Genomic DNA, 26116 nt, shown 5'->3' on the forward strand with positions numbered 1-26116 from the left:
TCCTCATCCATTCCCCGCGGTCGGCCTTGCGGCGGTCAGCGCCTACAATACGCGGACCAAACGGTGCAACTAACGGAAGGATTGCCCATGTCACCTCCTCATCTGTCCGACCCCGTTCCCCGTCCCGCGCCCTCCACCGATCTGTTCGATCAGCAACGCGAAGACTGGCGTCGCGACCCGCAGGTCGCGTTCGATGCGTGGCTCGCGAAGCAGCACTTCCGTCGCTCTTCGGCGTTGGTCTATCAGGCGCAGTGGGGTCAGTTTCTCGATTGGCTCGGCGCGCGGCAACAAAGCCTCGCGACGGTCGACACGCCCGCGATCGCCGAATTCGTCGCCAGCCTCGAGATTCGCAGAACGCAGCGGATCCGCTATTTGCGGCTTATCGAGCGCGTGCTCGATCACGTGCGCGAGATCGAATCGGCGTCGACCAACCCGGCTCGTTTCATCGCTCAGGACGGGGAAGCCGCGTGGCGCAATGCGCGCGACAATGAGCCGACCGGGTTTCTCACGCATGCGGAACGCACTGCGTTGATCGCGCGGCTGTTCGCGCCGTTGCCGGCGTTGTCGACCGCGCAGCGCTGGAGAGAGCGACGCGATCGCGCGTTGATCGCGGTGTTTCTGGGCGCAGGACTGAAGACGGGCGAAGCGGGAGCGCTTACGGTTAGTTGCGTGAGAGAGGGCTCGCCGTGGGTCACGATCGAGTCCGCGAATCCAGTGCTGACGCGGCGCACGCGACTCGCGCCGTTCGCAACGGCGATTTTCGACGCCTGGCTAGCCGAACGCCGGCTGACGCAACTGGCCGGCAAGCTTGTGTTTCCCGCATCGCCGTCGGGCAGGCCGATGCATAAGGCCACGATGCTGCGCGCGGTGGATGCGCTCGTCGATGCAGCGGGGATTGCCACGTCGCGCCAATCGCGCGCGAGTCCGCAGACCTTGCGCAACACGTTTGCGGCGGACCTGTTCGAAAGCGGGGTAGAGGCCGAACAGGTCGGTCAATGGCTCGGCTTCGTGCAGGCGGTGTCCGCGAACCGGCTATATCGCGCGTGGCAAAGTTGGATTGATCAGCAGGATTCGCCCGCGACAGAGGAGCCGGATCCTGCTGCGGCACCGTTGGCCGAGCCCCGCCGTGACGGGCGTTTGAGGAGGGAAACAGGAGCCGGCAAACCCTGAAGAACCTCACCGTTGCGGTCCCGAATTTCCTCACCTTTGACGTTTTTCCGTTGGATTGGCCGCCTCTGCGCCTCTGGTTAACGCATCGCGTGGACGGAGCGGGACGACGGCGCGGTGGCGCCATCGTTCGACAGGAACTGGTTCACCGCCGCGAGCCTCGATTCGCCGAGGCCGGAAGAGTGCTCGCATTCCGGGCACAACAGTTCGAAACGGTGATCGACCTGCGACAGCTCCGGCTCACCTTCCTCGCATTTCGGGCATCTCGCGGGCAGCGTCACGTGGCCGTCAGCCGCGGTGCCGATCATGCTCAACTCTTTGCTCGTGAGCCGCCCCTCAGTAACCAGCGAGCACAGCAGTACGGCGATGGCTGGATCGATGCCCTGCTGGCCACGCAGGGTGGCGACTTCTTTCGTCAGCGCGTCGACTTCGTCCGACTGCTCGCGCAGCTGCGCGTCGAGCCGATCGGCGCGCGCCTTGGCGGCGGCAATCTGCTGAATGAACTCGAACTCCTTGCGGCTCGCATCACGCACGCCGGACTGATACGTCGCGGCCATGCTACGCAGCGAGTCGAGTTCGACTAGCATCGGCTTGACGCGCCGCTCGGCCTCGGCCACCGCATCCTTGATCTGCTGTGCATAGTGCTCCGTGCTTTGCCGCAATTCGACGTGCAACGCGTCGATCCGGTCGCGCAACGCAGCATTGGCAGTCTGTTCGTTTTCGAGCCGTTGCCGCAGCGCCTCGTTCTCCTGGTCGAGCCGGCGCGTGGTTGCCTGCATGCCTTCGAGGTGAACGCTGCCGTGCGTAGTCGCGCTCGATAACTGGGTTTCAAGTGCGCGAACCCGCTCCCACGCGGCTTCGGCGCGCGCTTCGCTGCGGCTGATGGCGTCGTCGGCCGCATCCCGACGAATTTCCGCCTCGCGTACGCGTAGATCGGCGGCGCTGATCTGCGCGCGGATCTCTTCACGTTCGCCATCGAGCGACGCTTTGGCCTGCACGACCGCTTCTTCGAATAGCGCGCCGAGCAGTTCGCCGGCGCGATCTTCCAGTGCCTTTGGTATCGCGCCCGCTCCGACCTTGACCCGCGACACGCTGCGGATGCGCTCCCAGAAATGATCGATGTCCTTCGGGATGTCGCTCGCGCTGCCGGTTTGCGTGAGATCGCGCACGGCCGCCATCGATGGCCGGATGCCGAGATCGAAAAAAAGCCGTTTGCATGCATGCAGCGACAGATCCTGGCGGCGCACGCCCTGCGCACGCATCGATTCAAGCTCGTCGCGAATGGCTTGCCGCTCCTGATCCAGATTCATGTTTACCTCGATGTGGCTCGAATTGGATGGATCATAACAATTTACGTAGTGTTTGCTACCGATTTATCGGTGGCGAACGGATTGGCGTATATCGACGGGCTTTTGCGTGCAGATTGCGATGGTAAACACGCGCCTGCCGTTTTTCTCCGTGAAACAAAACGAAGAATAGCTAATAAGCCATTGTATTAGAAGAATTTTGTTTGATTTCCGCATGGTCGCGCACTGTTTCACGATGGATCGGCAATGGCTGCGGGGTGTTGGGCCTGTGTTTCACGGGGCTCGCGGGTGTAAGGCTTGAGAGTAATAAAAATAAACACCTTTGAACCCTTGTTAAAGACGTTAACGACTCGGCAAACCCTTATCTGGCGCGGCTTTCAGGCCAGCAAGGTGAAGCTTTGCGGGAGACTTGGTGAGGGTCTGCGGGAAACTCGAGTGATGGGGTTCGGGAAGCTCGGTGAGCGGCTCCGGGACGGAACGTGAGCGGGTTCAGGAACCGCCGTATACGTGGGGTTTGGGCAAAGGTGAGGTTTTGCGGGACTTCGCGGCCGCGAAGCGCCCGACACCCCTCGAAAGTGTCTGTTCGGTTTGGTCTGAGCAAGGTGAGGGCTTTCGGGAGGCTCGCGAGCATGGTTTTTTGCCGGTTTTTTGGGGTGGCTAACCGCTTTGGTGAGCCGTAGCGGGAGAAAACGGAAAACGAAGGTGAGATTTTTCGGGGCGCGGGGTCCAGTTTTGCTTTCTTTTTGAGCATCGATACTGCTGAGGTGAGGTTTTACGGGAGCCAGGATGGAATTCGACGCATCGATCGCCCGAAAGACTGGTCGGCGGGAACCGCTGGCGATTGGAAAGGTGAGGGGATTCGGGGAACTGGCTGATCAGCTAGATCCGGGAGCCGATTTGGCCGGCGATTCCGTCAAAGGTGAGGCTTTTCGGGAAGGTCTGGATAGGGTTTTACGCGTTAAGGTGAGGAGATTCGGGACTGAAACGCGGGCTATCGGCTGGAGATGCCCGGCGGATGGCAATTTGCGAGCGAAGGTATACCTGGTCGCTGATTGCAAAGGTGAGTCTTTTCGGGAGGTCCGCGGGGACGCAATGAAAAGTGCTGCGGTGCGAAAAACTGGCTTAAGGTGAGATTTTACGGGAACACCGATGGTTCGAGCGCTAGATGGGATTATCGCAAGTCACGGAAATCATTGATTTTTTTCCTGTCCTCCAGCAAAGGTGAGAGTTTTCAGGAGTTCTTTGGAAGGGGGCGCCGGGGCCTCCATAAAGGTCAAAGGTGACGCTTTTCAGGAGGTTGCATTGGGGAAGCGGTACTGGCGCGGCCTGAGCGCGTGTCGTGTTGTGCCGTTCCGCGGTGCTACGGTGAGGTTTTTCGGGAGCATTGGAGCGGTGAGGATTTGCCTGTGGTTGAATCTCCCCTTTTTCGGCGGCTTCGGACCAGGCTCGAAGTCGAAACAGGTGATTAACTCCGGCAGGTTCTCGGTAGTGAGGGCTGAATTGTCAGCGGAGGTACCAAGCAGTCGAATGGCGCGCCCGGCGATAGGAAGCTTGATGCACCGACAACAGGGCTGACGGGGCGCCCGTCGCTGGCCCGCGCCGCGTTGCGGGCCCAATACCGTGCGGGCATTCCATCTATCGATCCGGGACTGTGCGTCGGCCGGCAGCACGCGACGGTCGACGAAACGATCGCGAGGCCGCACGACGAAGTCATCAGCCGCCCCGGACGCCATCCGTTTACACGAGGTTCTCGAAAAAATCCGCGAAAATTTTTGAGGTGAGAAGATTCGGGATCACATGCTCCCCGTTGCCGCACGCGGCGAAACAAGCCGGATTCGCAGACGCCGCGACCGGCAAGGAGAGCCCGATCCTGGCGGCACGCACACGAGGTGAGGGTTTTCGGGAGTTGCTCGAGGTGAGTTGCGCTTCGTAAACTCGCTTCACCGGCAATGGTGAGATGGGCGCTATAGACGCGTATCACCACAGCCGGTATGCTCTCGCGAAATCCCCTCCTCACCTCGACGCATGGCCACGAAGCGCGCGAAAAAGACCGATGTTGTCAGCCCGAGCTCGGCTGAGCTGCGCAAAGCCGTCGAGGCGATCGCGATCCAGCCCAAGAGCGGCAAGATCACGCTGCTCACGCGCAAGCTTTTTAACGTGTTACTCGCAGTGGCCCAGCAAGCGGATGAGTCGGGCGACACCTATCGGGCGCTGCTGTCCGACATCGTCGCCAATTCCGCGTTCGATTCCAATGACACCGCGCTCGTCAAGGAGCATCTGCGCCGCATGGTGTCGGTGCAGGTCGAGTGGAGCACCGGCACATCGAGTCAGAAGCCTGGCCGCAAATGGGGTATTTCGACGCTGATCGCGGACGCGGAAATTCTCGAAGATCCGACCACGCGTCGCGTCTGGGTCGAGTTTTCGTTTGCGCCGAAGATCAAGAAGAAACTGCTCGATCCGGTTCAGTATGCGCGGCTGAGTCTGCAGTTCCAGAGCCAGCTGCGCAGTAGCGCGGGCCTCGCACTCTACGAGATCTGCGTGCGCTACCTGACCAACCCCAGCCACCTGACGATGCGCGAGACCTGGGAATGGTGGCGGCCGATTCTGTCGGGCACGCCGGACACTGAAGCCGGCGACGAGGCGAAGCGCGAGTACAAGTATTTCAAGCGCGACTACCTGCGCCCGGCCATCGCCGAGGTCAACGCGGTCACGAACATTTTTGTCGAGCTGATCGAGCATCGCGAGGGTCGGCGCGTCGCTGAAATCCAGTTCCGCGTGACCGAGCGCAAGCAGCCGATGCTCGCGCTCGACGAACATCCGAACGTGTTCGACAGCACGCTGGTCGACCGGATGGTGAAGATCGGCATTCCGCTCAAGGAGGCGCAGACGCTTTATGCGGACAGCGAGGAGAACCGGATCCGCGCGGCGCTGCAGATGACCGAGCAGCGTATGCGCAGCACGTCACTGCCGCCGGTGCGCAGTGCGCCGGCGCTGTTCAAGGATGCGTTGAAGAAAGGCTATGCGCCGCCGGTCGAGGCGCTGCCCGCGGGTGGCGGCACCAGCAAGGCCGCGGTGTCGCCGGCCGACGATCTGAAGGCGCGTCTGCTCGGTGAATACTCGGCTTACCGTCGCAAGCAGGCCTACGAGTTGTACAACGAACAGGGCGAGTCGGAGCGCGATATCGCGCGACAGTCGTTCGAGGAAGATGAATTGCCGGGGCTGGGCACGCACATGCGCGACGACTGGCGGCGTCGCGGGCTCGATTCGAAGATCGTCGAAACGGCGTTCTTCGACTGGCTCGCGCGCAGGACCTGGGGCGAACCGACCGACGGCGACCTGCTCGCCTTTACGCTGAGCCAGTCGCGCGCGGCGTGATGGGTCGATAACTGCCTTTGAAATCCAGGCGGCGGTGCATGCGCACCGCCCTCACGTCTTACTTCAGCATCTTCTCGATCTGCCGCAGGATGTCGTCGCGCTTTTCACGCGTGAGGCCTTTCAGGCGCAACTCGAGCCGGTCGTCCCCGTACGACTTCAGATCGCCGACCGACACACCACCAAGCTTGATTTCCAGACGTTGCGCGTAGCGCTGCCGGCCCGCCGGTTTGGCGCTTTCCTGCGAGGTCGCTCGGCCTTTGACGATGTCGGCGACCTGGCGTGTGCTCAGATCGTCGGAAAGGATCCGGTTGATCAGTCGCAGTGTCGCCTCCGCGCCGCGAGCCGTGTGGTAGCGGCCCACCTGATACGCCATGTTCGAGCCGAAGCGGTCAGGGCGCGCGACCATTTCCTGCATCACGGTTTCCGGGAGTTTGGCGATGGACAGCGCGACTGCGACCGTCGATTCGTCGAGGCCGAGATGTTCGGCCAGTTCCTTCTGGCTCTGGAAATGCCGCTCGTCCAGAAAGCGTCGCCACACGACCGCGTTGTCGAACACCGTCTGCGAGTCGCGCTGCACGTTGAGGTCGTAACCGAGCTTGTAGCTCTGGATACCGACCGGCAGATCGATGACGATCGCTTTCACCGACTCCTTGTTCGCTTCTTTCAGCGCACGCACCCGTCTGCCGCCGTCACTGACGAAGTAGGTGCCAGGGTTGTCATAGTCGGGAATGACGTGAATCGCCTGCTGCTGCCCCTGCTTCGCCAGATTGACGGCAAGCTCCGCAATCGACGACTTCACATAGAAGTACCGTGGATTGAACGGGCTCGGCTTGATCGTCTTGAGCGCCAGTTCGATGATCTGGCCGGGGCGATAGCCGTGTTCGAGCCTCCAGGCGCGGTAGGCCGCCGATTCGTTGTCCGGATCAGGAATCTCCGCGTCCTGCAGACGCGACGGCAAGACGGCCGGAATCGCACGCCCGGCGATCGTGGGAGTTTTCGCCTCGTTGCTGACCAGGCCGTCGATCGCATTCAGACGGTCGAGCGCGGTGCGCTTTTCGCTGCTGGTCGTGTCAGGACGTGCTTGAAAGCCTTTGGCGAACTGGGACGGTTTCATTCAGGGTCCTTTATGCGCATAAATTCACGGGAGCAAGGCGGCGATCTCGTTGGCGCACGCCCGTACTTCGAGCGCGGCGAGCTTCGCGCCGCGGTCGTTCATCTGAAGCACCGTTTGCCCTAACGCCATTGCCTGCTTGTAGGCTTCGCGCGTGGGAATCTGGGTCTTGAGGAGAGGGAAGCCGAGTTCTTCGAGCGCGCGCTTCAGTTCGCGCGTCAGCATCCGTTTCTCTTCAGTCTTGTTGAGCAGGAACACGGCTCGCAGGTCTTCGTTCATGACCTGCGCTTGCTGGACCAGCTTGACGAGGCCGATGCTCGACCAGTAATCGGCAGGGGACGAGGAAGTTGGGATCACCGCGACGCTCGCCGCGAGCAGAACGACGCCCGAGACTTTTTCGGTGATGGAGGGCGGGCAGTCGACGACGATGATGTCGTAGTCAGCCACGAACTTCTTGATCTCGCGATGGATCTGGCTGCCTGCTTCGGACAGGTTGACGACGGCGAATGGAATACCGATGTCGCCGTCGGAGGCAGCACTGGCCCAGTGAATCAGAGTGTTTTGGCCATCCGCGTCGACGACGAGAACGCGTTTGCCTTTCTCGTGAAATGCAGCGCCGAGATGCATCGCGATGGTGCTCTTCCCGACCCCGCCTTTCTGCTGTGTTACCGCGATGATTTCTGCCGCCAAATTTCACCTCCTCTTTTTAGACGCAAATGGATTTTACCTGGTTGAATTGCGATTTCAAATGATTTGCGTAAGCGCAGTTCGGAAATTGGCCATTCGGCAAAGGGTTTATGCGCATAAAGAGGCATCGGACGCGTGTCCGGGGTCTTGCGGGATATCAGGGCAAGCGTGGACTGGGGCTTAAGCGTTGCTGATCGCTGTCCGGCGGTGGCAAAGGGAAAGTAACGAGTGCTCGCGCACTGCGTGCACAGTCGTCGGTGACTGTTCGCGGTTTTCGGGCTGATGTGTAGAGAAAAGGAGCGCACGCATCTGAGCGACCAAAGGGGTGAGAGGTGCCAGACTTTATGCGCATAAAGTTCGCGTGCCAATTGGCCCGGAGGGACCATTCGTCATGAATTCGTCCGACGCCGATTCTCCCCAGACATGGCGGCAAGCGGCAAACGTGCATCCGGCGCCTCATCAGCGGGGATATAGGTTGTCGTTTGAATCGCGCCCGCGCGAGCAAATCTCAGGTGCGACTAGAACTCAGGGTGCCAGCATTAAACTATTCCCACTCGCCTCGAAGGCAGCGTTGGTTTATGCGCATAAACCGACCCACCTCGCCGATGGTTCAACAACGCGGATGCCGCGCAGTCATCCCGCGCCACGTCATCAAGTCACCCGCTAAAATTCCCGAATTGTTCTAACCGTCGCAGCAACCTTCAACGGCGTAAGCCCCCGAATCCAGCCATGATCACCGTCTACCACAACCCGCGCTGCTCCAAATCTCGCACCACCTGCGAACTCGTCGCGAACACCTACAACTCCGCAAACGAAGCGACGGAAATCGTCGAATATCTGAAGAAGCCACTCACCGTCGCAGAGCTTGAGAAGCTCAATGCTCAACTCGGCTGTCCCGTCCGCGAAATGATCCGCGACACCGAGGCCGAATATAAAGAGCTCAATCTTGCCGACACGGCGTTGACGGACGCCCAGCTCTATGACGCATTGGCGAAGCATCCGATTCTGTTGCAACGACCGATCGTCGTCAGAAACGGACGGGCTGTCATCGGCCGCCCGCCGGAAAATGTCGCCGCGCTTTTCGGCTGATCGCGCGACCGTCGAAGTAAAACGATGTGGGCAATGCGGACTCGAACTGCTGCGCTACGCTTTGCCGGACAGCGCGGCATCCTTGGTCACGATCTTCGTCGGGATCAGATGCAGTTCGGTGAACGTATCCGCGATGCGCTGTTGTTCCGCAAGCACGTTCGCGTCGACGGGCTTGTAGATATGCGCGTAATGCCGCAAGCCTGATTCGATCACGCTCGCGTCGAGCCCTTGAATCGGCGCGAGTTGGGCGGCGGCCTCGCTGTAATGGCCGCGCACCCACTCCCCTTCCTTGCCGACTTCATCGATCACGATCGCGAGGACGTCGCCGTTCTGTTGCGCGAAGGGCCGCGCGCTCAGAAAGAACTGGTGGTGACTCACGATACCCTCGGCATCGGCGAGCTGCCGCGCGTTCGTTTGCCGCCTGGCGGCTTCGAGGAACGGATCCCAGATCGCCCACGCATCGACCGCACCGCGCTCGAAGGCCGCGCGTGCATCGGCGGGCGGCAGATACACGGGTTGGATCTCGCTGAACTTCACGCCGTTCTTCTGCAACGCGGCGACGAGAAACCAGTGCACATCCGAGCCCTTGTTCAGCGCAATCTTCTTTCCCTTCAAATCGGCCAAGGTTTTGATTGGCGCGTCCGGATGCACGAGGATGCCTTCGGCGTGCGGCGTCGGAATTTCATACGCCGTGTAGACGAAATTGGCCCCCGCGGCCTGCGCGAACACGGGCGGCGCCTCGCCCACATAGCCGAAATCGATCGCGCCGACGTTCAGCCCTTCCAGCAATTGCGGCCCAGCCGGAAACTCGGTCCATTTGACCGTGATGCCAAGTGGCGCGAGCCGCTTTTCGAGCGTGCCGTGCGCCTTCAGCAATACCAGGGTGCTTGCGGCTTTCTGATATCCGATGCGAAGTTCTTTTGCATGTTCATCGGCGGCAAATGCGGCGGTGGAGAAGACCGGCAACGCGGCGGCGGCCAGCGTCGCGCCTACGCCGGCCAGAAACGTACGGCGCGTCAGCAGCGGATCACGGGACATGAGAATACTCGTCGAAAAAGAATTTAACGGACGCCAAAAGATGGTCCGATTGGCTCTGACGATAATTCGTCTGCGGGCCTGGACGAACCGATAAATTCGCATAAGCAAATCATGCGACAGTCGCGAAGCATTGCCCAAAGCCCAACCTATCCCCTCCCGCTGCAATCGACCGGCAAAACAAGCGCCCGCACCACCAGCTCGCGGCTGCATCGATCGACTGCAAACGAAGAGAGGAAAAAAGCCGCCGTGCCTGTAACGACAACACTGACACCGGGGGCCGCCCACGACACCCAACTGATCCTGTCGTGCGCGCTTGGACTAGCACTGATCATCATCTTCATCGGCATGCTCAAGCTCGCGCCGTTCCTGTCGATCCTGGTCGGCACCTTCGCGGCGGGCTTCACGGCCGGCCTGCCGCTCGAAGCAGTCGCGAGCGCGTTCAGCAAAGGCGCCGGCGCGTTGCTCGGCGACGTCGGCATCATCATTGCGCTGGGCGCGATGCTCGGTGCGTTGATGGCCGAATCGGGCGCCACCGACCGGCTCGTGTCGACGATCCTCGCGCACTCGACCCCGCGCACGCTGCCGTGGATGATGCGTCGTCGCGCTGCTCATCGGCCTGCCGCTGTTCTTCGAAGTCGGCCTCGTGATGATGGTGCCGATCATCTTCGTCATGGCGCGTCGCGCGCAGCAGCCGATTCTGCGCATCGCGATTCCCGCGCTCGCCGGTATGACGACGCTGCATGCGCTGCTGCCGCCGCATCCGGGTCCGCTGATCGCGGTGAGCGCGTTGCACGCCGATCTCGGCTTGACGTTGGGCCTCGGCCTGATCGTGGCGCTTCCCGCGGTGGTCCTCGCCGGTCCGCTGTATGGCATCTGGCTGTCGAAACGCATGCTCGTCGTCGAGCCTGAAGAAATGGGCAAGCTGTTCACCGCCGAGCAGAACGGCTTCGAGCCGCCGGGCTTCGCAATCTTTCTGATCACGTTCCTGCTGCCCGTCGTTCTGATGCTCGGCCGCACGGTCGCGAAGCTGCTGCTCGAGCCCGAAACGTTGCTCTTCGATATGCTGAATTTTCTTGGCGAGCCGCTGATCGCGCTGGGCCTCACCGTGCTGTTCGCTGTGGTCGCGCTCGGCTGGTCGCGCGGCATGGCGCGCGAGCGCGTCGGGGGCATTCTGCGCAAAAGCCTGCCGCCGATCGCCGCGCTGTTGCTGACGATCGGCGCGGGCGGCGGCCTGAAGCAGGCGCTCGTCGCAGCGGGCATCAGCGCGACGATCGGCAAGATCGCGGTCGGGGCGCCTATGCCGCTGATCTTGCTCGCCTGGTTGATCGCCGTCGCGCTGCGTCAGGCCACCGGCTCGGCGACGGTCGCCACGACGACGACGGCCGGCATCGTCGCGCCGGTCGTCGCGGGCCTCGGCGCGACGCACAATTCGCTGATGGCGCTCGCGATCGGCGCCGGCTCGGTGTTCTTCTGCCATGTGAACGACGCCGGCTTCTGGATGGTCCGCGAATATTTCGGACTCCAGCTTAAACAGACTGTGGTGTGGTCGGTCTTGCAGACGATCGTATCGGTCGTCGGTCTCGCGTTGACGCTCGTGCTGTGGAGCGCGTTGACGTGAGCACGGCGCGCGCGACAGCCTCACCCATTTGGGCCGCGTATTGACGCGCGCACAGCGGAACACGCGCGCAGAACTTCACGCGACGCCAGGCAGCAAGCCGCGCCTCGCGTCATCAACAACAGGAGCCACCGTCATGCTCGAATTGCGACCAACCTGCGAAGGCTGCGGCAAGTCACTTCCGCCGAACGCGCCCGACGCAATGATCTGCACCTACGAATGCACGTTCTGCGAGGTCTGCGCGCTGACGAGGCTGCGCAACGTGTGTCCGAATTGCGGCGGCAATTTCGCGCAACGGCCGATTCGCACCCGCGCGCAACTCGCCCAACATCCGGCGCGTGCCGATGCGCATCCTGTCGGCATCGATGAAGCATCGCGTGCTCGCTTTTTCGAACGCTATCGCGACGTGCCGATCGGCGAGTGCTGAACTGCGGTGTGGCAAAGCGGCAAATCACTCGTCGCCGCTCACCTCTCCATCCACGTTCGCCGCTCCGCTCGCCACATGCGCGGCGACCCGCAGCAGGCGGATCTGTTTGCGATAGTTCCGGCACCCGCTGCAGGTCGGCAGATGCAGGCGGATCGCGAGCCATTCGCCAGTCGACAGGGAGCGGTCGAGCGCATCGGATAGCAGCCGCGTGATGTCCTTACATTTCCCCATTCGCATCCTCGCTGGATAGGCCTTTTTCGCTCAGGCACGTGCGTAGCCGCAGCCGCGCGCGATAGATCAGCACGCTGCAATGATTCGCGTTGATCTGCAGTTCGGCGCAGATCGCCGCGATGTCGATGTCGAGAAACTCCCGCATCATGAACACGCGTCCAATGTGCTCGGGCAAATGCTCGAGGCACATCTCGAACAGCGTCCAGAATTGCTGCTGGCGCAATGCAGTTTCGGGTGTCGGCCACGGACGCGGTTTGGTCTCGCGCGACCAGTGGCCGTTGTCCTTGAAGAGCACGCGATCAAGCAGCGCCTCGCCGTCGAGTTCGGCTTCGAGCGCCGACAGATTGACCGTGCGTTGGCGCGCGCGCAGCGTGTCGACGAGCTTATGGCGCAGGATGCCGAACACCCAAGTCTTGTGCTCCGACTGCGCGGCGAAACGCGTGGCCTGAGTCCACGCGGCGGTCAGCGCTTCCTGCACGGCGTCCTCGGCGGCCGCGGCGTCGCGCAATTGCAGACGGGCGAAGCGCACGAGGTCACGCCGCAATTGCGCGAGATAAATGGGATCGTCCAGCGAGGGAGCGCCTGGCTGCGTCACGGCATGCTCCGTCGCTGCGCGTGTCGTCCTGAAACGTCGTGATTCATGAGCGGATGGTCGTCCTCGCACGGTTTGCGGATGCGTGCGCCATTCTCCCTCACGCTCCTGCCCTAGCGAATCGGTATTGAACATATGCCCCTTGGCAATCGATGCCTGGGGAGCTTCGTCGCGCGGCGCGGCCGCTTATGACGCCGGAAATTAATTGTTGCAAGAAATGATATTTCGAGTCTGCGCGCGACAAGGCTGTTGGATCGCCATACGGGCCGATCAACGCGTCGCAGTCGACCACCAATTCAACGCAATCGCACAATAGCGATTATTTCAATTTATAAGATAATGTCTTCTCATCTTCGCTGTTTGTGGACGCGGGCTCGCTCGCTATTCTTCACGCCATCGATCGCATCAGATCGCGCAACCCACACACAAACGAGGACGCACACCATGAAACGCATTTTCTCCGCCCTGATCGCTTCGGCCGCGCTGTTCGCAGCGGCTTCGGGTGTCGCTCACGCCGACGCTCCGGCTTCGACCTGCAACGGCCCGGCGTCGTACTGCAACGTATTTTTTGGCAACTGATCGGCACGTCGAAATACGCAGCAAGGAAGCATGAGAAAAGGGCGCCGGCAACGGCGCCCTTTCATATTCCAGTATTCAGCGTTCGGCCTGCATGGGGATACGGCGGCGTCAAGCGGCCCCTTCTAGCCACGGCCGACGGACAACCCGCGAGTCCTAGCGGCTCGGCGCCTTCCCTCCGCCATCGAGTCCGGCGCCCGTGCGCCACACCTGTTTGCCTTGTTCCGACAACTCGCCGCAGCTATGCGTGGCATCGGCTTCGACGCCGTCGACGGCCATCTCGCCGCCCGCCGGCTCCTGCGCGCGCTGCCGCGCTTTCTTGCGCGCGGCGACCGCTTCGTCGTGGGATTTTCCTGCGTAGTCGAGACTCATGATCCGGTCCTCCAGAATGTCGATGATGTCCCATTTGCCTCAGATCGCCCTGGCCCGAAGGCATGCTTGATTGGCAAGGCAAAAGTTCCACTTATCCACAAGGTTATTCAGCGAATCTGTGGATAACTTTTCGAGCCGCGAGGTTATCCACCGTCAGGTGCCGCAAGAATCCTTCCCGATCCGCTATGAGCTGGCCACATCCGCCAGGGCCTGGGCGTTTCGCGCGGCTTTTGCCTATGATGGACAGTTCGTACTCTCTGCGCGTCGAGCGCCTTACCTGAGGAAGCGAACATGGCCTATCACATTGCAGTGGTCGTCGGCAGCCTGCGGCGGGATTCGTTCAATCGTCAGCTGGCTCAGGCGGTGATTTCCCTCGCTCCAGCCGATTTCACCTTCGAATACATCGATATCGGCTCGTTGCCGCTGTACTCCCAGGACTACGACGCCGACTATCCCGAAGCCGGCAAGAAGCTCAAGGAGCGCGTGCAAGCCGCGGACGGTCTGCTGTTCGTGACGCCCGAATACAACCGCTCGATACCGGGCGTGCTGAAAAACGCGCTCGACTGGGGCTCGCGGCCGTGGGGCACCAACTCGTGGGCCAACAAGCCCGCCGCGGTGATCGGCACCTCGGTCGGTGCGACCGGTAGCGCGCTCGCTCAGCAGCATCTGCGCAACGTGCTCGCCTATCTCGACGTCGCGGCGATGGGGCAGCCCGAGGTGTTCATCAAGCACGATCCAGCGGTGATCAACGAAAAGGGCGAGATCGTCAACGACGGCACGCGCAAGTTCCTGCAGACGTTCATGGACCGCTACGTCACGTGGATCAAGCGGCACGGGGCGGTGTAGCCGAGCCTCAGCGCCGCTGACCGCGTCCTGACCATCCGCCGAAGCAACGCGAACACGGCGCGCGCCGCGTAAGGCGGCCGCGCTCGTGTCGCTCGGCGCATCGCCTACACGTGGTGATGGCCGGTCGCCCGCTCCCAGCCGTGACGCACCGCGAGCTTGAAGCGCTCCCACGTGCTGTCCGGCGACGTGGTTTCCCAATGGCGGCGTGCCTGGGGCTCGATCTCATCCCACGGACGATTGCGGAATCGCGCGTCGCGAGCGATCTCCGCGCCGTAGCGATAGGCCGGCACATAGTCTTCGTAGCGCGCGTTCGCGGCGGCGTACTGCTCGTCGTAGTGCGCGCGGAAATCTTCTTCGTACTCCAGATATTCGTTCGGCATCTGCGCGCCGGCACCGGTGCCCGGCTGCCCGCCTTCTGGGACGATGTCGGACGGCTGCATCACCGCGCCCGAACCTGGTACCGAGCCGGCGGCGATCGCGCGGCGTCCCGCATCGCCGGCGAGCGGATCGACGATGGGTTCGTTGACCGGATCGCTCATCGGCCGTTCGCTGATCGGCGGCGGCGCGAACGGCTTGGCGGCGGCGCCGATGTCCGCCGGCGGCATGGCGGCCAGCGGATCAGGGCGCGGGGCGGCGGGAGGGGGCATGGTGTCGGGTGCGGTCGTACCGGTCGCCGAAGTGGCGCCCGTCGCGCCGGCGATTCCGGTCGATTCGGTCATGGCCGCCGCACCCGCTGCGCCGCTGCTCGAACTCACGCCCGCCGCCCCCGGTGTCGCAGTGGTGTCCCGCATCCCGGGCGTCGCACCCGCCTCGGTCGTTACGGTCGACGTGCGCGGCGTTCCCGGCATCACCGCGCCGATGCCCAGCTCATCGAGTATCGAGTGGTCGCGGTCGGTGGCGGCCGGCGTGTCCGCCTCGGGCGGGCGGTCGCCGATATCCGTCGCGCCGAGCCGCACGAGCGTATTGCGCGCCAGCTCCGCATGCGACTCGCTTGCCGCGTGGACGCACACGAGCACCGCGCCGCGCCGCATCGCCTCGGCATAACGCGCGGTGTCCGATGGGCGCGGCCCGGTCGAGAACAGGCTGGCGAGAAAGCGCTCGATATTCGCGAGCACGCCCGCGTTGGCGACTTCGCTGGTGGCCGAGCCAACCGAAGGTTCGGCGTTCGCCTGCAACTCGATTTTCTCGCGCGCAAAGCCGGTTTGCACGAGCGTGTCGCGGGCGGTTTCGGCCTGCATGTAAGTGTCGAATAAACCAATCACGGTATGTTGCATGGTTGTCTCCCGACATGTTCTGCTGGAAAGGGCGACCCTCGCGGCGTCGTCCTCTTGCCGTGTGCAGGCAAGCAACCTTCATGCCCTGCACCGCCGCGCGGCGCCGCCGCGTCCCATGCCCAGCCGCGCTGCCCGGCGTGCTACGCATGACGCGGGCTCACGATGAAAAAAGCGCGGCGTGTAAACGCCGCGCTTTTTACAAGGCCCGGTAAATGACGCCGGCACGGCGTGGACATCAGGTATCGGCCGGATGCGTGGCGGCATCGTTGTTCGTTTGCACGGCGTCGTGCTGGATCGTTTCGAGCAGTTGCTCCAGCAGTCCGATATCGAACGGCTTGGACAGCACGCGCACGTTCGCGTGCCGCGCGCGGTCGAGTTCTTCCGCGTAGCCGGTGACGAGGATGACCGGCAGCTGTGGGTCGAACCTGAGCACCGCTTCGGCCAGATCGATGCCGTTCATCTTGCCGGGCATGTGGATGTCCGACAGCACCAGATCGAACGGCAGCGGCTCGCCGGTGCTCGCGCGCTTCGCCCGGGCGTCGTCGAGTACATGCAGCGCCGTGTCGGCGTTGAACACGCAGGTGACCTGATGACCCATCATCTGCAGCAGCGCCTCGGTGCCGGCGGCGACTTCTTCGTTGTCCTCGACGAGCAGTACGCGCAGACCCTGTGGCACGCCGCTTTCGGTCGCTAGCGCTTCTGCAGGCCCGGCCGTGTGCGGCTCGGTCGACGCGCGCGGCAGATAGAGCCGCACCGAGGTGCCCGCGCCGATCGCGCTGTCGATTGCCGCGAGCCCGCCCGAGCCCTCGCAGAACGCGAAGACCTGCGGCAACCCGAGTCCCGTGCCCATGCCTTTGGGCTTGGTCGTGAAAAGCGGCTCGAACGCGCGCGCGAGCACGTCGGGCGCCATGCCGCCGCCGGTGTCCTCGAGCGACAGTTGCACGAACTCGCCGGTCAGCGGAAAGCCGTCCTCGTGACGGAACACGACATTGCTCGCGCGCACCGTGAAGCGTCCGCCGTTGGCCATCGCATCGCGCGCATTGACGGCGACGTTGATCAGCGCGAGCTCGAGCTCGGCGACGTCGACGCGCACCGGCCAGGTATCAACGCCGCTATTGATCACGAGCGACACCTTCGCGCCGAGCGACGCGCGCAGCAGTTCGCGGCACGACGGCAGCCAGCGTTCGAGCGACAGCGTCTCGGTGCGCAGCGGCTGCTTGCGCGCGACGCCGAGCAGCTGCCGCGTCAGCGACTGGCCGCTCTTCAGCGCGCGCTCCATCGCCGACAGTTCGCGCTCCAGTCCGCCGACGCCGCGCCGTCGCACGATCTGCACGTTGGCCGACAGGATCATCAGCAGGTTGTTGAAGTCGTGCGCGACGCTGCCGACCAGCCTGCCGAGCGCTTCCATCTTGCGCGACTGGCGGTACGCGGATTCGATCGAGCGGCGCATCGATGCCTCGGCCTGCCAACGCTGCCACGCTTCCTCTTCGGCGCCGAGGCGGCGCAGCGACAGCCAGATCACGCACCACAGCGCGATCGACGGCGTGAACATCGACAGGACCAGCACGCTCAGGTGCTTGTACCAGGCGGCCCAGATCGCCGACGTGCGATAGCCGCACAGCACGTAGACCGGATACGAACCGACGTGCCGGAAGGCGACGATCAGGTTGCCGCCGGCGAAGCTCGAGCGCATCCGCACGACGCCGGAGCGCTGCCCCTGCCTGAGCGCTTCGGCGAACGGCGAATCGGACGCGAGCGCGGTCGGCTCGCGTGGGCCGCGCGGGTAATGCGCGAGCACCGCGCCGTCGGTGCGCACGAGGCTCATGATGATCGGCGTAGCGTCGCTGCTGCCGAGCAACTCGCGATAGAACGCGTCGAAATAGCTGGGCCGCAGCGCGATCGACACGACGCCCGCGAACGAGCCATTGGGCGCCTGGCGCTCGACGCCCATGTTGAACACCTGCTCGCCGCTCACATGTCCCGTCATCACTTTCGACACGCGTTCCAGCACGTTGCCGTCGCGGATGCCGACGAAATCGTCGCGCTGGCCGACCGAATTTTCCGGCGACGGATACAGGCGGCTGCTCACGAGCAGCGCGCCCTGCTGGCCGAAGATCGACACCGAGGCTACCTGCGGATAGCCGCCGCCCATCGTGCGCAACTTGTCGTGAATCGTGTGTTCGCGCGCGCGAATGCCGTCGTCGTCGAGGCCGTCGGTCAGTTCGACGATGCGCGAGTTCAGCGTCTCGTTCATGTCGAACACCTTCAACGCGTGTTCTTCGGCGACCCGCACCGTGCGCAGCGCCAGATCGGTCGCGTCGGCCTCGCGCGAGCGCAGATCGGCGAATGCCATCGCCGCGACGTAGACGAACGGCAGCACGATCGCCGCGACCAGCAGCGCGATCAGCGTGATGCGACGCACCTGGAAATTCTGTTCCGGCACGGTGGGAAACGACGCGTCGTCCTGCTCGCGGGCAGGACGACGCGAAAGACGGCCCGCGCGGGCGGAGTCGACCCGGTCTGATGTCATTGTCGTTGACGCGAAAAGTCGTTCGGATGTGGCAGCCCCGTATCGGGCCGTTGCCGGCACCATGCCGCCTTCAGAACAAGCATAGACGCAGCACGGAATAATTTGCCGCAACGCGTTGGAGATGGGCGTCCGCCGTGCCGGCCGTTCTTTAAGAGCGGCTTTAAAACAGCGACGAATCGGGAAGCGCAAACGTACACAAAAGGATAAAGATAAAAGAATGTCCGCCCCGACGATAGATCTATTTCTGATATTCGCCTAGCAGAGAAACAGATCGTTACCGTCAGCTATTCTGGCGAGTTGCTTTTGCGCGACTTTACTTCGACAATCCTCGTCACGATAAAAAGGGCCGTTGCCACCTCTGTGCGCCAGATCGTCAAGGTTCGCCAAACGCGTCCTGCTGCATTCGCACCCCCTCTCGCCAAAGGCAATCGCAATTCGACAGGCGCCACTGTACCTGGTCGCGCATTGGTCGGCATCACGCGAAGGTGTGCCACCCTCCGCTGTCGTGACGAACGAAATACGCACACAACCAGGCGCGGAAAGCGCGCAGACGAACCAGCCGATTCCTTTATCCGACCCGCCCAAACCGCCCGACCCGCCGTTGCCATGCTCCCCATTGTGATCGCCGACGATTCGCTGCTCGCCCGCAAGTTGCTCACGAAGGCACTGCCGCCCGACTGGGCAGTCGACGTGTCCTACGCGACGAACGGGCACGAGGCGCTCACGCTATATCGCGAGGGCAAGGCATCGGTGATGTTCCTCGACCTGACGATGCCGGACATGACCGGCTACCAGGTCCTCGAAGCGTTGCAGCACGAGGACCTCAACACCTTCGTGATCGTCGTTTCCGCCGACGTGCAGCCGCTCGCCCAGCAGCGCGTGCGCGAGCTCGGCGCGATCGCGTTCATCGCCAAGCCGGTGACGCCGGAGGCGGTCCTGCCCATCCTCAAGGAGTACGGCTTGTATGTCTGAGCCCGCCTTCACCGAAGACCAGCGCGACGCGCTACAGGAAATCGCCAATCTCGCGATGGGCCGGGCCGCGACGCGGCTCGCGGGCCTGCTCGATTCGTTCATCGAACTGTCGGTGCCGCGCGTGCGGATGGTCGCGGTGAGCGACGCGGCGCGCACGCTGCGCGAGATGACCCATATCGACGACACGGTCAGCGCGGTGCGTCAGGGCTTTCGCTCGGACATCAAGGGCGAGGTGCTGGTGATCTGTCGCAGCGACAGCATCGCGCAGCTGTGTTCGCTCGTCCGCGACCCGTACGCGCGTTCGAGCTACGAGGAGGTCGGCGAGCGCGAACTGATGCTCGACGTCGCGAACCTGCTGTCCGGCGCGTGCGTGTCGTCGATACTCGACCAGCTCGGCCGCACGCCGGTGTTTTCCGCGCCGGGCATGCTCGGCGACACGCTGACGCTCGACGAAGTGTTCCAGCCCGGCGTGCTGCAATGGCAGGTGGCGCTGCTCGTCGAAGTGAATTTCGCGCTCGAACATCAGAGTTTTCGCGCGCATCTGGTGATGCTGATGGCCGAAGAATCAATCCGTCACATGAACGAAGCGCTCGATGCGCTGCTGTCCAGTCTATGAACGTCTCCGTGGAATCGTTGAGCGACCTCGTGGTCGAGCGGGTCGGTTTTGGCATCTTCGTGCTCGACCGTGAACTGAACGTGCTGATGTGGAATCGCTTCATGCAGGACCATAGCGGCCTGTCGGCGGAGCAGGTGGTCGGCCACTCGATCTACCAGAACTTTCCGGAGCTGCCGCGCGTGTGGCTGTCGCGCAAGATCGAGAGCGTGTTTCAGCTCGGCAGCTTTGCGTTCAGCTCGTGGGAGCAGCGCCCGTATCTGTTCAAGTTCGATCACGACCGGCCGATCACCGGTGGGGTCGACTTCATGCAGCAGGACTGCACGTTCATGCCGCTGATGCGCGGTCGTGAAGTGGTGGCCGTGTGCGTGACGATCTCCGACGTGACGCATGTGAGCATCGTGCAGCGCGAACGCGAGGAGGCAGTTGCGAAGCTGCAGGAGTACGCGAATCGCGACGGACTGACCGGCATCGCGAACCGGCGCTTTTTCGAAACGCGGCTGCGCGACGAGTTCACGCGCTGGCAGCGCTACGGCGGCGACATCTCGATGTTGCTGTTCGACCTCGATCACTTCAAGAAGATCAACGACCAGTTCGGTCATGGCGTCGGCGATACGGTGCTGCGTGTGATGGCGCAGCGCGTCGCCGGCGTGGTGCGCGCACAGGACACGTTCGGGCGCTTCGGCGGCGAAGAGTTCGCGCTGCTGCTGCCGTGCACGCCGCTCGACGACGCGATGCTGGTGGCCGAGAAGATCCGTCGCGTGATCGAGGAAACGCCGGTGGAGCTGATCGGCACCAGCGTGCCGGTCACGGCGAGCCTCGGCGGCGCGACGGCGCGCGCCGGGGTGCCCGCCTACGACGTGCTGATCAACGAGGCCGACGCGGCGCTCTATAGCGCAAAGCGTCAGGGCCGCAACTGCGCGGTCGCGTTCCGGCTCGCGGGAGCCTGATTCGCCAGCGGGGGCGGCGCGGTCGAGGCCGCCGCGCCCGGCGGCCTTCCTTCCCGTCCCCCTATTGACCGGCGAAACTGCGGTCACCGGCAAAGATTGCTATACTTTTCGCCGTTTCCGGCCGCCCAGCCGGATGTTTCGCGCGTGTCCGCGCGCGCGGGCCCACTGCCCTGCGGGTCGGCATAAAAACCTCTTTGAACGCCTTTCAGCGGGCGCCTCCAGCGGAGATCGTCTTGGCTGTTTCCAATCTTGTCGTGGACGATACTGAAACCGACGCCGCTGCCGCCACGTCCGGCAGCTCGTTTTATCTTGCGATGCGCATCTTGCCGGCGGCGCAGCGCGATGCGATGTACCAGGTCTACGCCTTCTGCCGCGCCGTCGACGACATCGCCGACAGCGACCGGCCGCGCGCCGAGCGCGCGGCCGGGCTCGAGCAATGGCGCGCCGACCTCGACGCTTGCTACGCCGGCCAGCCGCGCGCGTCGCTGCGCGCGCTGACGCGGCACATTCACACGTTTCATCTGCAACGCGAGGATTTTCACGCAATGATCGACGGCATGGCGATGGATGCCGTCGCCGACATCTGCGCGCCCGACGACGCCACGCTCGACCTCTATTGCGACCGCGTCGCGAGCGCGGCCGGCCGTCTGTCGGTGAGGATATTCGGGATGCGTGAAGAGCCGGGCCGGCTGCTCGCGCACCATCTCGGCCGCGCGCTGCAGCTCACCAACATCCTGCGCGATATCGACGAAGACGCCGTCATCAACCGCTGCTATCTGCCGCGCGAGCTGCTCGCGCGCGAAGGCATCGCGGCCACGGACCCGCGGCAGATCGCTGACGATCCGACGCTGCCGCGCGTCTGCGCGACGCTCGCCGAGCGCGCGAAGCAGCACTTCGCCGAGTCCGACGCGATCATGGATCGCGAGCCCCGCGCTCAGGTGCGCGCGCCGCGCATCATGTCGGGCGTCTATCGCGTGCTGCTCGAGCGCGCGCTGGAGCGCGGCTTCGACGTTCCGCGCACGAAGGTCCGCAAGCCGAAGCTGCGCCTGCTGTGGATCGTCGCGCGTTACGCGCTTTTCTGAGCTGATGCCGAAGCTCGTCCACGTGGTCGGCGCGGGCGTGGCCGGGCTCGCCGCCGCCGTGCAACTGCAGCGGCGCGGAGCGCGGGTCGTGCTGCACGAAGCGCAGGATCACGCGGGCGGCCGCTGCCGTTCGTACTACGACGCGAAGCTTGGTGCGACGCTCGACAGCGGCAATCACATCGTGCTGTCGGCCAATGCCGCGACGCTCAACTACGTGCGCGCGATCGGCGCCGCCGACGAACTGGTCGGCCCCACGCAGCCCGAGTATCCGTTCGTCGATCTGGCCACGCGTTCGCGCTGGAGCGTGCGTCTGTCGCCGGGGAGTTTGCCGTGGTGGATTTTCGATGCGCACGCGCGCGTGCCGAACACGGGCCCGACCGATTACCTGTCGCTCGTGCCGCTGCTGTTTGCGAAACCGGGCCGCAGCGTCGCGCAGACGATGCGCTGTCACGGTCCGCTGTGGGAACGGCTGCTGCGGCCGCTGCTGCATGTGCTGCTGAATCTGGAGCCGCGCGACGCGTCGGCCGAGCTGACCGGCGCGCTCGTGCGCGAAACGCTGCTCGCGGGCGGGCTCGCGTGCCGGCCGCTGGTCGCGCGTAATGGTCTTGGCAGCGCGTTCGTCGATCCGGCGCTGCGTCTGCTGCAACATGGCGGCGCGACGATCCGGCTCGGTTCGCGTCTGCGCGACATCACGTTCGCGGCCGACCCGGCCCGTGTGCAGACGCTGCATTTCGACGATGAGAGCATCGCGCTCGGCGCGAACGAGGCGGTGATTCTCGCGCTGCCGCCCGAAGCCGCGGTGGCTCTCGTGCCGGGCCTGCGCGCGCCGACGCGTTTCGCGGCCGTGCTCAACGTGCATTTCGCGGTCGAGCCGCCGTTCGGCCTGCCGCAGATCACCGCGCTGCTGAACGGAACGGCCGAATGGTTGTTTGCGTTCGACGACCGCCTGTCGGTGACGCTCAACGGCGCCGAGCGGCTCTTCGACACGCCGCATGACGTGCTGGCGGCGACCGTCTGGGCCGAGGTCGCGCAGGCGGTCAATCTGCCGGCCGCGCCGCTGCCGCGCTGGCGGGTGGTGATGGAATCGCGCGCGACGTTTGCCGCGCTGCCCGCGCAGGAGACATTGCGGGCGGGCACGCGCACTCGCTGGAACAATTTGCTGCTCGCGGGCGACTGGACGGCCACCGGCCTGCCCGCGATGCTCGAAGGCGCGGTCCGCTCCGGCCAGAAGGCCGCGGATACGCTGCTGAATCAACCGATGGAACGCAGATGAACGACTTATCTCACACCCAGCCGCTCGACGCGGCGCTGCCCGAAGCCGCCGATGCGGCGCCGGACCTGGCCGAAGCTGCCGTGGTTGCCAACGCGCCCGCCGTGGCGGACGCATTGGCAACCGCAACGCCGGCGCCCGTGCAGGGCGCGAACGCGCTCGACGCATCGATCACGCGCGCGACCGATGCGATCCTGGCCGCGCAGCAGCCGGACGGCCATTGGGTCTACGAACTCGAAGCCGACGCGACGATTCCGGCCGAATACGTGTTGCTGGTCCACTATCTCGGCGAAACGCCGAACCTCGAACTCGAACAGAAGATCGCGCGTTATCTGCGCCGCATCCAGTTGCCGAACGGCGGCTGGCCGCTCTTCACCGACGGCGCGCTCGACATCAGCGCGAGCGTGAAGGCGTACTTCGCGCTGAAGATGATCGGCGACCCGGTCGATGCCGAGCACATGGCGCGCGCGCGCGATGCGATCCTCGCGCACGGCGGCGCGGAACACGCGAACGTGTTCACGCGAATCCTGCTCGCCCTCTTTGGCGTGGTGTCGTGGCGCGCGGTGCCGATGATGCCGGTCGAGATCATGCTGCTGCCGGTGTGGTTCCCGTTCCATCTGTCGAAGGTGTCGTACTGGGCGCGCACGGTGATCGTGCCGCTGCTGGTGCTCAACGCGAAGCGGCCGCTCGCGCGTAATCCGCGCAAGGTGCGCATCGACGAGCTGTTCCGCGGCGCGCCGGTGAACACCGGCATGAACGAGCGCGCACCGCATCAGCACGCGGGCTGGTTCGGCCTGTTCCGTTGTGTCGATTCGGTGCTGCGCGCGGTCGATGGGCTGTTGCCGAAGGGGACCCGCGAGCGCGCGATCCGCGCGGCGGTCGCGTTCGTCGACGAACGGCTGAACGGCGAGGACGGCCTCGGCGCGATTTTCCCGGCGATGGCCAACTCGGTGATGATGTACGACGTGCTCGGCTATCCGGCCGATCATCCGCATCGCGCGATCGCTCGCAAATCTCTCGACAAGCTGCTCGTCATCAAGGACGACGAAGCGTATTGCCAGCCGTGTCTGTCGCCGGTGTGGGATACGTCGCTCGCGGCGCACGCTTTGCTCGAAACCGGCGAAGCGCGCGCCGAACAGGCGGCCGAACGCGGGCTCGCGTGGCTGCGTCCGCTGCAGATTCTCGACGTGCGCGGCGACTGGATTTCGCGCCGCCCCAACGTGCGGCCGGGCGGCTGGGCGTTCCAGTACAACAACGCGCATTTCCCGGATGTCGACGATACCGCGGTGGTCGCGATGGCGATGCACCGCTCGGCGGCGCTCACGCAATCCGATGTCGATCGCGAAGCAATTGCCCGCGCGCGCGAATGGGTGGTCGGCATGCAAAGCAGCGACGGCGGCTGGGGCGCGTTCGAACCGGAAAACACGCAGTACTACCTGAACAACATTCCGTTCTCGGACCACGGCGCGCTGCTCGATCCGCCGACCGCGGACGTGTCGGGCCGCTGTCTGTCGATGTTCGCGCAGATCGGCGAGCTGCCGCAAAGCAGCGAGCCGGCGCGGCGCGCGTTCGACTACATGCTGCAGGAGCAGGAGTCGGACGGCAGCTGGTACGGCCGCTGGGGCCTGAACTACATCTACGGCACATGGACCGCGCTGTGCTCGCTGAACGCGGCCGGCATGCCGCACGACGACCCGCGCATGCGGCGCGCGGTGCAATGGCTCGTGTCGATCCAGAACGACGACGGCGGTTGGGGCGAGGGCGGCGAGAGCTACAAGCTCGACTATCGCGGCTACGAGCGTGCGCCGAGCACCGCGTCGCAGACAGCCTGGGCGCTGCTCGGACTGATGGCGGCGGGGGAGGTCGATCACGAGGCGGTGGCGCGCGGTATCGACTATCTGCAGCGTGAGCAGCGCGAGCATGGGCTGTGGGACGAAACCCGGTTTACCGCGACCGGCTTTCCGCGCGTGTTTTATCTGCGCTACCACGGTTATCGCAAGTTCTTCCCGCTGTGGGCGCTCGCGCGCTTCCGTCATCTGAAGCGCAATGGGCTCACGCGCGTCACGGTCGGGATGTGACGGATGTCCGTGTCGATGACGCCGTCCGTGGGGACGGGCGATAGCAGCTTGCCGGTGATCGTCGTGACGGGCATGGCGTTCGAGGCGCGCATCGCACGCGGCGACGGCAGCGAGCGCGTCGAAGTCGTGTACGCGGCGCGCGCCGATCTGCTCGAGCGCGCGCTGAACGCCGCGGTCGCTCGCGGCGCGGCGGGGATCGTCAGTTTCGGCACGGCGGGTGGGCTCGCGCCGGATCTGCAGCCGGGCGCGCTGATCGTCGCGGATGCCGTGCATGGGCCGTTCGGGCGTATCGACACGGATCGGCAATGGGCGGAGCGGATTGCCGCCGCCGTGACCAACGTCAGGACGGCCGAAGGGCTCGCGGGACGTCTGCGCCGTGGCGCGATGGCGGCGGTCGCCGCGCCGCTGATCACCGCCGAAGATAAACGCGCGCTGCACGAATCGACCGGCGCGCTCGCGGTGGATATGGAATCGCACATCGCTGGCGCGACCGCTGCCGCGCACGGTCTGCCGTTCGCCGTGTGTCGCGCGATTGTCGATCCGGCCTGGCGCACGCTGCCGCCGGCCGCGACCGCTGGTTTGCGCGACGACGGCAGCACCGCCCTCGGGCCAATTCTGCGCGAATTGCTGCGGCAGCCGTCGCAACTCGGCGCGCTGCTGCGCCTCGCCGGCGATGCGCGCGCCGCGCGGACTACGCTGGTCGAGGCGCGGGAGGCCTTGGGGAAGGGCGGCGCGCTGCGGATCGCGGGCGTCAGCAGTTGAGCGACGGGGATGGCGGTTAGCCATCCTGACTGCGTCTGGGGCCGGCAGCAAGTCGCTAGCGTGGGCGTGACCTACCCCTGGAGCGGCGACTCGAGTCTTCGCCCAGGTCCCTTAGGCGGTTGCGCAGCCGCTGGTTATCTGCGTAAAGCCCC

General features: G+C 64.3%; 22 protein-coding genes and 1 pseudogene. 14 read left to right on the top strand and 9 right to left on the bottom strand.

The features are described from left to right. Window positions 1-87: 87 nt before the first annotated feature. Window positions 88-1170, top strand: coding sequence for a tyrosine-type recombinase/integrase (locus tag HWY30_RS02115; RefSeq protein WP_090808145.1), 1083 nt, complete (start codon window positions 88-90; stop codon window positions 1168-1170). A 77-nt stretch (window positions 1171-1247) separates the two neighbouring features. Here HWY30_RS02115 and HWY30_RS02120 read toward each other — a convergent pair whose 3' ends face one another. Next, a complete protein-coding gene (locus tag HWY30_RS02120; RefSeq protein ID WP_090808143.1) occupies window positions 1248-2477 on the bottom strand; it encodes a DNA-binding protein in 1230 nt (409 codons plus the stop codon). Between the two features lie 2022 nt (window positions 2478-4499). Here HWY30_RS02120 and HWY30_RS02125 point away from each other — a divergent pair. Further along, the gene (locus HWY30_RS02125) at window positions 4500-5849 is read left to right on the top strand and encodes a replication initiation protein (RefSeq protein WP_090808141.1); all 1350 of its coding nucleotides are present in this window, start codon (window positions 4500-4502) and stop codon (window positions 5847-5849) included. A gap of 58 nt (window positions 5850-5907) precedes the next feature. On the opposite strand, the gene HWY30_RS02130 is transcribed toward HWY30_RS02125, so the two are convergent. Together HWY30_RS02130 and parA are read right to left on the bottom strand one after the other, a co-directional pair. After that, entirely contained in the window at window positions 5908-6963 is a 1056-nt protein-coding gene (locus tag HWY30_RS02130) for a ParB/RepB/Spo0J family partition protein (RefSeq protein ID WP_090808139.1), read from the bottom strand. 24 nt (window positions 6964-6987) lie between these two features. Next, window positions 6988-7650 carry a ParA family partition ATPase gene (gene parA, locus HWY30_RS02135; RefSeq protein WP_013092840.1) on the bottom strand — a complete coding sequence of 221 codons (663 nt, stop codon included), beginning with the start codon at window positions 7648-7650 and terminating at the stop codon, window positions 6988-6990. Window positions 7651-8376: 726 nt separating this feature from the next. Between parA and arsC the strand changes: the two genes are divergently transcribed. Beyond that, window positions 8377-8736 carry an arsenate reductase (glutaredoxin) gene (gene arsC, locus HWY30_RS02140; protein WP_090808137.1) on the top strand — a complete coding sequence of 120 codons (360 nt, stop codon included), beginning with the start codon at window positions 8377-8379 and terminating at the stop codon, window positions 8734-8736. Window positions 8737-8790: 54 nt separating this feature from the next. Here the strand turns inward: arsC and HWY30_RS02145 are convergent, their stop codons facing one another. Next, complete coding sequence (locus HWY30_RS02145; RefSeq protein WP_090808135.1) at window positions 8791-9774, bottom strand: sulfonate ABC transporter substrate-binding protein; 984 nt, start codon at window positions 9772-9774, stop codon at window positions 8791-8793. Between the two features lie 246 nt (window positions 9775-10020). Here HWY30_RS02145 and HWY30_RS02150 point away from each other — a divergent pair. Next, window positions 10021-11392, top strand: a pseudogene (locus HWY30_RS02150) (GntT/GntP/DsdX family permease). 133 nt (window positions 11393-11525) lie between these two features. Further along, complete coding sequence (locus tag HWY30_RS02155) at window positions 11526-11816, top strand: DUF1272 domain-containing protein (RefSeq protein WP_090808133.1); 291 nt, start codon at window positions 11526-11528, stop codon at window positions 11814-11816. A 24-nt stretch (window positions 11817-11840) separates the two neighbouring features. Here the strand turns inward: HWY30_RS02155 and HWY30_RS02160 are convergent, their stop codons facing one another. Next, window positions 11841-12053, bottom strand: coding sequence for a zf-HC2 domain-containing protein (locus tag HWY30_RS02160; protein ID WP_176078834.1), 213 nt, complete (start codon window positions 12051-12053; stop codon window positions 11841-11843). Next, complete coding sequence (locus HWY30_RS02165; protein WP_090808130.1) at window positions 12034-12642, bottom strand: RNA polymerase factor sigma-70; 609 nt, start codon at window positions 12640-12642, stop codon at window positions 12034-12036. The genes HWY30_RS02160 and HWY30_RS02165 overlap by 20 nt, the downstream gene beginning before the upstream one ends. Window positions 12643-13083: 441 nt before the next feature. Between HWY30_RS02165 and HWY30_RS42420 the strand changes: the two genes are divergently transcribed. Continuing rightward, complete coding sequence (locus HWY30_RS42420) at window positions 13084-13218, top strand: hypothetical protein (RefSeq protein ID WP_018424013.1); 135 nt, start codon at window positions 13084-13086, stop codon at window positions 13216-13218. Window positions 13219-13371: 153 nt separating this feature from the next. Here HWY30_RS42420 and HWY30_RS02170 read toward each other — a convergent pair whose 3' ends face one another. Next, on the bottom strand, window positions 13372-13587 hold the full coding sequence (locus HWY30_RS02170) for a hypothetical protein (RefSeq protein WP_013092833.1): 216 nt from the start codon (window positions 13585-13587) through the stop codon (window positions 13372-13374). Window positions 13588-13878: 291 nt separating this feature from the next. Here HWY30_RS02170 and HWY30_RS02175 point away from each other — a divergent pair, with 291 nt between their 5' ends. After that, complete coding sequence (locus HWY30_RS02175) at window positions 13879-14433, top strand: NADPH-dependent FMN reductase (protein WP_090808128.1); 555 nt, start codon at window positions 13879-13881, stop codon at window positions 14431-14433. 104 nt (window positions 14434-14537) lie between these two features. Here the strand turns inward: HWY30_RS02175 and HWY30_RS02180 are convergent, their stop codons facing one another. Both HWY30_RS02180 and HWY30_RS02185 read right to left on the bottom strand, forming a co-directional pair. Next, window positions 14538-15707 carry a hypothetical protein gene (locus HWY30_RS02180; protein WP_090808126.1) on the bottom strand — a complete coding sequence of 390 codons (1170 nt, stop codon included), beginning with the start codon at window positions 15705-15707 and terminating at the stop codon, window positions 14538-14540. Between the two features lie 235 nt (window positions 15708-15942). Further along, a complete protein-coding gene (locus HWY30_RS02185) occupies window positions 15943-18237 on the bottom strand; it encodes a hybrid sensor histidine kinase/response regulator (protein WP_090808124.1) in 2295 nt (764 codons plus the stop codon). Between the two features lie 606 nt (window positions 18238-18843). Between HWY30_RS02185 and HWY30_RS02190 the strand changes: the two genes are divergently transcribed. The 7 genes from HWY30_RS02190 (at window position 18844) to HWY30_RS02220 (ending at window position 25964) form a co-directional block, all read left to right on the top strand. After that, complete coding sequence (locus tag HWY30_RS02190) at window positions 18844-19209, top strand: response regulator (RefSeq protein WP_090808122.1); 366 nt, start codon at window positions 18844-18846, stop codon at window positions 19207-19209. Further along, complete coding sequence (locus tag HWY30_RS02195; RefSeq protein ID WP_090808120.1) at window positions 19202-19825, top strand: chemotaxis protein CheC; 624 nt, start codon at window positions 19202-19204, stop codon at window positions 19823-19825. The genes HWY30_RS02190 and HWY30_RS02195 overlap by 8 nt, the downstream gene beginning before the upstream one ends. Beyond that, window positions 19822-20772, top strand: a complete 951-nt coding sequence (locus HWY30_RS02200) for a sensor domain-containing diguanylate cyclase (protein WP_090808118.1) — start codon at window positions 19822-19824, stop codon at window positions 20770-20772. Before HWY30_RS02195 ends, HWY30_RS02200 begins: the two co-directional genes overlap by 4 nt. A 233-nt stretch (window positions 20773-21005) precedes the next feature. Continuing rightward, the gene (hpnD, locus tag HWY30_RS02205) at window positions 21006-21854 is read left to right on the top strand and encodes a presqualene diphosphate synthase HpnD (protein ID WP_090808116.1); all 849 of its coding nucleotides are present in this window, start codon (window positions 21006-21008) and stop codon (window positions 21852-21854) included. A gap of 4 nt (window positions 21855-21858) precedes the next feature. Next, window positions 21859-23127 (top strand): hydroxysqualene dehydroxylase HpnE, encoded by a 1269-nt coding sequence (gene hpnE, locus HWY30_RS02210; protein WP_090808114.1) that lies wholly within the window; start codon window positions 21859-21861, stop codon window positions 23125-23127. Then, window positions 23124-25202, top strand: coding sequence for a squalene--hopene cyclase (shc, locus tag HWY30_RS02215; protein WP_090808112.1), 2079 nt, complete (start codon window positions 23124-23126; stop codon window positions 25200-25202). The genes hpnE and shc overlap by 4 nt, the downstream gene beginning before the upstream one ends. A 3-nt stretch (window positions 25203-25205) precedes the next feature. Further along, entirely contained in the window at window positions 25206-25964 is a 759-nt protein-coding gene (locus HWY30_RS02220; RefSeq protein WP_090808111.1) for a phosphorylase, read from the top strand. Window positions 25965-26116 lie beyond the last annotated feature (152 nt).

The sequence above is a fragment of the Paraburkholderia tuberum STM678 genome (genome assembly GCF_902833905.1).
Lineage (GTDB): Bacteria > Pseudomonadota > Gammaproteobacteria > Burkholderiales > Burkholderiaceae > Paraburkholderia > Paraburkholderia tuberum.

What these genes read in the sequence shown, in the direction of transcription:
- HWY30_RS42420 (WP_018424013.1), top strand. Translation starts at nt 13,084, where the DNA reads ATGAAACGCATTTTCTCCGCCCTGATCGCTTCGGCCGCGCTGTTCGCA.
- HWY30_RS02115 (WP_090808145.1), top strand. Translation starts at nt 88, where the DNA reads ATGTCACCTCCTCATCTGTCCGACCCCGTTCCCCGTCCCGCGCCCTCC.
- HWY30_RS02180 (WP_090808126.1), bottom strand. Translation starts at nt 15,707, where the DNA reads ATGCAACATACCGTGATTGGTTTATTCGACACTTACATGCAGGCCGAA.
- hpnE (WP_090808114.1), top strand. Translation starts at nt 21,859, where the DNA reads ATGCCGAAGCTCGTCCACGTGGTCGGCGCGGGCGTGGCCGGGCTCGCC.
- HWY30_RS02155 (WP_090808133.1), top strand. Translation starts at nt 11,526, where the DNA reads ATGCTCGAATTGCGACCAACCTGCGAAGGCTGCGGCAAGTCACTTCCG.
- HWY30_RS02220 (WP_090808111.1), top strand. Translation starts at nt 25,206, where the DNA reads ATGTCCGTGTCGATGACGCCGTCCGTGGGGACGGGCGATAGCAGCTTG.
- HWY30_RS02170 (WP_013092833.1), bottom strand. Translation starts at nt 13,587, where the DNA reads ATGAGTCTCGACTACGCAGGAAAATCCCACGACGAAGCGGTCGCCGCG.
- arsC (WP_090808137.1), top strand. Translation starts at nt 8,377, where the DNA reads ATGATCACCGTCTACCACAACCCGCGCTGCTCCAAATCTCGCACCACC.
- shc (WP_090808112.1), top strand. Translation starts at nt 23,124, where the DNA reads ATGAACGACTTATCTCACACCCAGCCGCTCGACGCGGCGCTGCCCGAA.
- HWY30_RS02130 (WP_090808139.1), bottom strand. Translation starts at nt 6,963, where the DNA reads ATGAAACCGTCCCAGTTCGCCAAAGGCTTTCAAGCACGTCCTGACACG.
- HWY30_RS02125 (WP_090808141.1), top strand. Translation starts at nt 4,500, where the DNA reads ATGGCCACGAAGCGCGCGAAAAAGACCGATGTTGTCAGCCCGAGCTCG.
- HWY30_RS02145 (WP_090808135.1), bottom strand. Translation starts at nt 9,774, where the DNA reads ATGTCCCGTGATCCGCTGCTGACGCGCCGTACGTTTCTGGCCGGCGTA.
- HWY30_RS02195 (WP_090808120.1), top strand. Translation starts at nt 19,202, where the DNA reads ATGTCTGAGCCCGCCTTCACCGAAGACCAGCGCGACGCGCTACAGGAA.
- HWY30_RS02200 (WP_090808118.1), top strand. Translation starts at nt 19,822, where the DNA reads ATGAACGTCTCCGTGGAATCGTTGAGCGACCTCGTGGTCGAGCGGGTC.
- HWY30_RS02160 (WP_176078834.1), bottom strand. Translation starts at nt 12,053, where the DNA reads ATGCGAATGGGGAAATGTAAGGACATCACGCGGCTGCTATCCGATGCG.
- HWY30_RS02120 (WP_090808143.1), bottom strand. Translation starts at nt 2,477, where the DNA reads ATGAATCTGGATCAGGAGCGGCAAGCCATTCGCGACGAGCTTGAATCG.
- HWY30_RS02185 (WP_090808124.1), bottom strand. Translation starts at nt 18,237, where the DNA reads ATGACATCAGACCGGGTCGACTCCGCCCGCGCGGGCCGTCTTTCGCGT.
- HWY30_RS02175 (WP_090808128.1), top strand. Translation starts at nt 13,879, where the DNA reads ATGGCCTATCACATTGCAGTGGTCGTCGGCAGCCTGCGGCGGGATTCG.
- HWY30_RS02190 (WP_090808122.1), top strand. Translation starts at nt 18,844, where the DNA reads ATGCTCCCCATTGTGATCGCCGACGATTCGCTGCTCGCCCGCAAGTTG.